We start from the raw sequence: 4,750 nt of genomic DNA, 5'->3' as shown, positions 1-4,750 counted from the left end.
TCGATCGACACCAGCCTCGCGATCGTCGCCCCCGCCAGGGCGAAAAATCCGCCGATGGCCAGCCCCATGATCACCCGCGCCGCCAGCAGGCTCCAGAAGCCCCAGGACAGGGCGGCCAGAAGATTGGAGGCAATGACGAGCCCGGTCACCGTCAGCATCACATGCTTACGGTCGGTCCGGCCGATGATCAGGGCGATGGTCGGCGCGGCCAGACCGGCGAAAATCGCCGTGAGGGTGACCGTCTGTCCAGCCACGCCCTCGCTGACCCCCAAATCCCGCGCGAGGGGGGGTGAGAACGCCCATGGGCAGGAGTTCGCTGCTGACGACGGCGAAGCTGCCCAGGGTGAGAGAGACGAGGGCCAACCAGGTGCCAATCGACCAGGCCGGGCCGGCGTTGCGTGTCGCAGTCATCCTATTCTCCATGAGGGACCGCCGCGGCGCGGATGCCCGGACCGATCCTCGTAATCCCGGGCCACGTTCCGCGAAGGCGCTCGGCGAGCGGGAGTAACAAGTCTGACCGGATCGACCCGCCGCCTTGCCTGCCCCGGTGGCGATCAAGCAATTAGCGTTGACTAATGCATTAGTCAACACTAATAGAAAGGCATGTTCATCCCGTCCTTGCAACGCTCAGCCCGGCCGCCGCAAAGGGCGGACCCTGAACGTCGGATCTTGCGAACCCTCGCAGGGAACCTGTCCCGGTCGGCCGCGCCCTTGCGGTCCGGTCAAACCAATAGAGAGACGAATGACGAAGCCCTATACCGGCTGCTGCGCCTGCGGCGCGGCCCGCTTTGAAGTGGTCGGCCAGCCGGTCGACATGAACCATTGCCAGTGCCGCCAGTGCCAGCGCGCCAGCGGAACCGGGCACGGCTCGCACCTGACCTTCGTGGGCGCGAGCGTCTCGCGAACCGGCGACACCGGTCACTGGGTCGCGACCGGCGATCTGGGGACGCGCAAGAGCCGCCATTTCTGTCCGACCTGCGGCATGCCGGTCTATATGACCTTCCCGGACATGCCGGATGTCTTCGTGGTCTACGCTTCCAGCCTGGACGACCCCGAGCAGTTCGCGCCGCAGTTCACGATGTGGACCGCCGCCGGTCGGACCTGGGACCCCGTCGACGCGACGATCCCCTCTTTCGAGAAACTGCGTCCGAGCTGAGCGCCCCACGCATGCGGGCGCGGTGCGCAAGCCGCCGCACTCCTCAAACGCATTCTGCCGGATCCATATACGGGAACTCGAACCTATGCATATTCGCAACGCCCCGCTGCGGTGCATCGCGGCGGCTTTCGGCATCATCGGAGTCTCGACCGCAGCGGCGAGCGCGAGCTCCCCCGCGTCGGGCGCCCCGGAGCCGACGCCGCTGCCCCGGGACCTTGAAATCGAACTGGCGCTGAGTTCGCTTCCGCCTCACCTGCGGAGCGAGGCCACCGTCTATGTGCTCGACCCACGGACGGGGTTCGAGCAGGTGCGCGAGGGGACAAACGGCTTCCACGCCCTTGTCGCCCGGACCGGAGACGATGCGTTTCGCGGATCCTGGCCGCTGACCGAATACCGCGATGACCTGCTTTATCCCGTCGCGTTCGACAGCGCGGGAGCGGAGGCCATTCTCCCGGTCTTCTTCGACGCCGCCCGGATGCAGGCCCAAGGAACGCCCGCGCCGCAGCTGAAGGAGACGATCAGGGAGCGTTACGCCAGCAACCAGTACAAGGCTCCCGAGCGCGCCGGCATCTCTTATATGCTGTCCCCCGTGTTCCGGTCCTACACCTCACCCGATCAACACGATCAGGTCGCCACCGTGAACTTCCCGCACGTGATGCACTACGTCCCGAATGTGGGCGCGCCGGACATCGGGGGCGCGCAACCAGGCAGTCCTTATCCCTTCCTGATTCATCCCGGACCCCACGCCTACAGCGTCCAGGCCGTCGGCGATCCCGAGCGCCAGGCCATCAATGACGAATACGCGGCACTGATCGCCAAGCTTTGCGAGCTTCGCACGCAATGGTGCCTGCCCGGCCACGATGCCGGCGCCGCGCAGCACCGACACTGAAGACCCGGCGGCCGATCCACCAGCGAAAACCGGCGGATCGGCCAGCCCCTCCCTTGCGAGGAGGGAGGGGCCGCGAACGCTTCTTACGGCAGCAGGACCGTCGCCCCGGTCGTCTCCCGCGCTTCGAGCCGGCGGTGCGCCTCGGCCACGTCGGCGAGCGGCATGCGGGCATGGACCGGGATCTTCACGGCACCGCTCGAAACGACGTCGAAGAGGTCCTTGCTCATGGCCAGGACGTCCTCGCGCTTCTCGAGATGCGTGAACAGGAGCTGCCAGGTCGCAAACAGCGAACCCTTCTTCATCAGGAGCATGATGTCGAACGGCTCGATCGCTCCCGACGCCGAGCCGAAGCTGACGAAATAGCCGAGGGGCTTCAGGCAATCGAGCGAGGCGGGGAAGGTCGCCTTGCCGACGCCGTCGTAGACGACGTCGCAGCCTTCGCCGTTCGTGATCTCCCTGACGCGCGTCGCGAAGTCCTCCTTGCGGTAGTCGATGACGTGGTCGCAGCCGTTCCTGCGCGCCAGCTCGACCTTCCCGGGCGAACCGACCGTGCCGATCACGGTCGCACCGAGATGCCTGGCCCATTGCGTCAGGATCAGGCCGACGCCGCCCGCCGCCGCGTGCACGAGGATGGTATGGCCCGCCCCGACGCGGAAGGTGCGGCGCAGGAGGTATTGCGCCGTCAGGCCCTTCAGCATCATCGCGGCGCCGGTCTCGAAGTCGATGGCGTCGGGCAGGTGCACGAGGAAATGGACGGGCACGATGCGCTGCTCGGCATAGGCGCCGAGCGTCCCGACATAGGCCACGCGGTCGCCCGGCGCGAAGCCCTCCACGCCTTCGCCGACCGAGACGACCTCGCCGGCGCCCTCGTTGCCGGGCGTGAACGGCAGGCTGGGCGGCGCATATTCGCCGGTACGGAAATAGACGTCCACGAAGTTGAGGCCGACCGCCCTGTTGCGCACGAGGACCTCGCCGGGGCCGGGCCGGCCGATGTCGACGTCTTCGTAGGCAAGCACGTCTGGCCCGCCGTGACGGTGGACACGGATCGCTTTCATTTGTCTCGTTCCATTTGCTGTGCGGCCATGGCCGCAAATCCGACGGCCAGGGTTTCTCTTGCCGGGTCCGGGCGCGGTATTCGGATGTCTTTCAGTTCGGCATCGCTCTACGCGCTCCCGTTTTCATGCCCGGGAGATAGCGCGTGGCGGGATATGATTGTAGACTGATATCGGTGATTTCAGAGTTCACGGAACATGATATCAGAGCAGATCGGCCTGGACCTTCTCCGCACCTATGTCGCGGTCTGCCGGCAAGGCAGCCTGAGCCGCGTGGCCGCCCAGACCGGCCGAACCCAGTCGGCGCTGAGCATGCAGATGCGCCGGCTGGAGAGCCTGCTGGAGCGGCAGTTGTTCCAGCGCACCGGCCGCGGCGTCGTGCCGACCGCGGAGGGGGAGCTCCTCCTGGGATACGCGACCCGCATCCTCGCGCTTGGCGACGAGGCCGTGGCCCGCCTGCAGCAGGCCGACATCAGCGGCGGCGTGCGCATCGGTCTCGCCGAAGAGGTCGCGACCGCGGCACTCCCGGCGGCGCTGGGACGGCTGCATCGCGCCTATCCCGACATCCGCCTCGACGTGGTCGTCGACCACAGCATCGCGCTGGGACGGCTTTGGGGCGAAGACGGGCTGGACATCATGATCGGCCCGACCTCCGCCGTGGTCGCCGACGCCCTGACGTCCTGGAACGTCGAACTCCAGTGGGTGTGCGCCCCGGACTACGTCCTGGACCAGGAACGCCCGCTCGATCTCGTCACGTTCGCGGCACCCTGCCTGTGGCGGCGCCGCATGATCGACGCGCTGGCCGCCGCCGGCCGCGAGCACCGGATCACGCTCACGAGCCAGAGCGTCACGGCCCTGCAGGCGGCGATAGAGAACGGGCTGGGCGTCGGGCTGCTTCCGCCCGAGGCCGTCCGCGCGGGATCGATACGGGCGCTGAAGGCCTCGGCCAGCCTGCCGGGGCCGCTGACCGTCCAGTACGGTCTCTACGCCCGGGACCGGCGGACGCCCGTCGTCGATGCCGCGATCGGCGTGCTGCTGGAGGGCATACCGGCTCCGCCGTGACCGGCGACGCCTCCGTCAGAGGCTCCGCATCCAGGCCTCCCATCGCGGCGCCTCGCGGGCGAGCACCGCATCCGCGTCGTCGCCATAGAAGAACAGGCTGACGGCGACGTTCACCTTGCCCGCCCATTCGTAGGTCCCGATCATGGCCGCGCCGGGTGCCGGCGCCTCCAGGCGCAGGGTCACCGCGCGGTCCCTGGCCGTTTCCCTGACGTCCTCGACGGTGCCGGCAAGCCGCGGCCCGCCGCTCGCGGCGACGTCGCGCTTCTCGCCGGCGGCGGCGCCGGCGAGGCCGAGCGCGGACCGGACGGCCCGCCAAGCGGCGTCTTGCGAGCCGGCGAAGGTGACGGTCGGCCGGGCCGACGCCGCCCGCATGCCGGAGAACGACCCGAGATAGATCCGCAGGATGCGGAAGAAGGGGGGCCAGCCGTTCTCCATGCCTTCGATCTCCTTGTCCCAATCGTCGCGGGACGTGAAGAGGCTGTGCACCATGCGCACGGTGCAGGTGTCGCCGGAACGCGCCTCGATGACGATCTCCGTCGCCAGGGGCGGCGCCTCGCCGCTCCAGCCGACCTCCTCGTAGGCGAAGCGGAA

6 protein-coding genes are annotated in these 4,750 nt (G+C 68.3%); 3 read left to right on the top strand and 3 right to left on the bottom strand.

Annotation, left to right across the window (positions count from 1 at the left end):
- A partial coding sequence (locus VGO20_RS00115) for an MFS transporter (RefSeq protein ID WP_327500236.1) occupies positions 1-272 on the bottom strand: 272 nt, incomplete at its 3' end.
- Positions 273-742: 470 nt separating this feature from the next.
- On the opposite strand from VGO20_RS00115, the gene VGO20_RS00110 reads away from it, so the two are divergent.
- Positions 743-1,156 (top strand): GFA family protein, encoded by a 414-nt coding sequence (locus tag VGO20_RS00110; protein ID WP_327500235.1) that lies wholly within the window; start codon positions 743-745, stop codon positions 1,154-1,156.
- A gap of 85 nt (positions 1,157-1,241) precedes the next feature.
- The gene (locus tag VGO20_RS00105) at positions 1,242-2,045 is read left to right on the top strand and encodes a hypothetical protein (RefSeq protein WP_327500234.1); all 804 of its coding nucleotides are present in this window, start codon (positions 1,242-1,244) and stop codon (positions 2,043-2,045) included.
- 83 nt (positions 2,046-2,128) lie between these two features.
- Here the strand turns inward: VGO20_RS00105 and VGO20_RS00100 are convergent, their stop codons facing one another.
- Positions 2,129-3,100, bottom strand: a complete 972-nt coding sequence (locus VGO20_RS00100; RefSeq protein WP_327500233.1) for a quinone oxidoreductase family protein — start codon at positions 3,098-3,100, stop codon at positions 2,129-2,131.
- A 195-nt stretch (positions 3,101-3,295) separates the two neighbouring features.
- Here VGO20_RS00100 and VGO20_RS00095 point away from each other — a divergent pair, with 195 nt between their 5' ends.
- The gene (locus tag VGO20_RS00095; protein ID WP_327500232.1) at positions 3,296-4,159 is read left to right on the top strand and encodes a LysR substrate-binding domain-containing protein; all 864 of its coding nucleotides are present in this window, start codon (positions 3,296-3,298) and stop codon (positions 4,157-4,159) included.
- 15 nt (positions 4,160-4,174) lie between these two features.
- Here the strand turns inward: VGO20_RS00095 and VGO20_RS00090 are convergent.
- Positions 4,175-4,750, bottom strand: a 576-nt coding sequence (locus VGO20_RS00090) for an SRPBCC family protein (RefSeq protein ID WP_327500231.1), incomplete at its 5' end; no start/stop codon positions are given.

It is taken from the genome of Arenibaculum sp., assembly GCF_035998295.1.
Classification (GTDB): domain Bacteria; phylum Pseudomonadota; class Alphaproteobacteria; order Azospirillales; family Azospirillaceae; genus DASYHS01.
The sequence above is the reverse complement of the archived record's forward strand: the minus strand, read 5'-3'. Positions and strand labels throughout refer to the sequence as shown.

Bases quoted from the DNA above. Each gene is read 5' to 3' on its own strand.
- VGO20_RS00110 (WP_327500235.1), top strand. From the start codon at position 743: ATGACGAAGCCCTATACCGGCTGCTGCGCCTGCGGCGCGGCCCGCTTT.
- VGO20_RS00105 (WP_327500234.1), top strand. From the start codon at position 1,242: ATGCATATTCGCAACGCCCCGCTGCGGTGCATCGCGGCGGCTTTCGGC.
- VGO20_RS00100 (WP_327500233.1), bottom strand. From the start codon at position 3,100: ATGAAAGCGATCCGTGTCCACCGTCACGGCGGGCCAGACGTGCTTGCC.
- VGO20_RS00095 (WP_327500232.1), top strand. From the start codon at position 3,296: ATGATATCAGAGCAGATCGGCCTGGACCTTCTCCGCACCTATGTCGCG.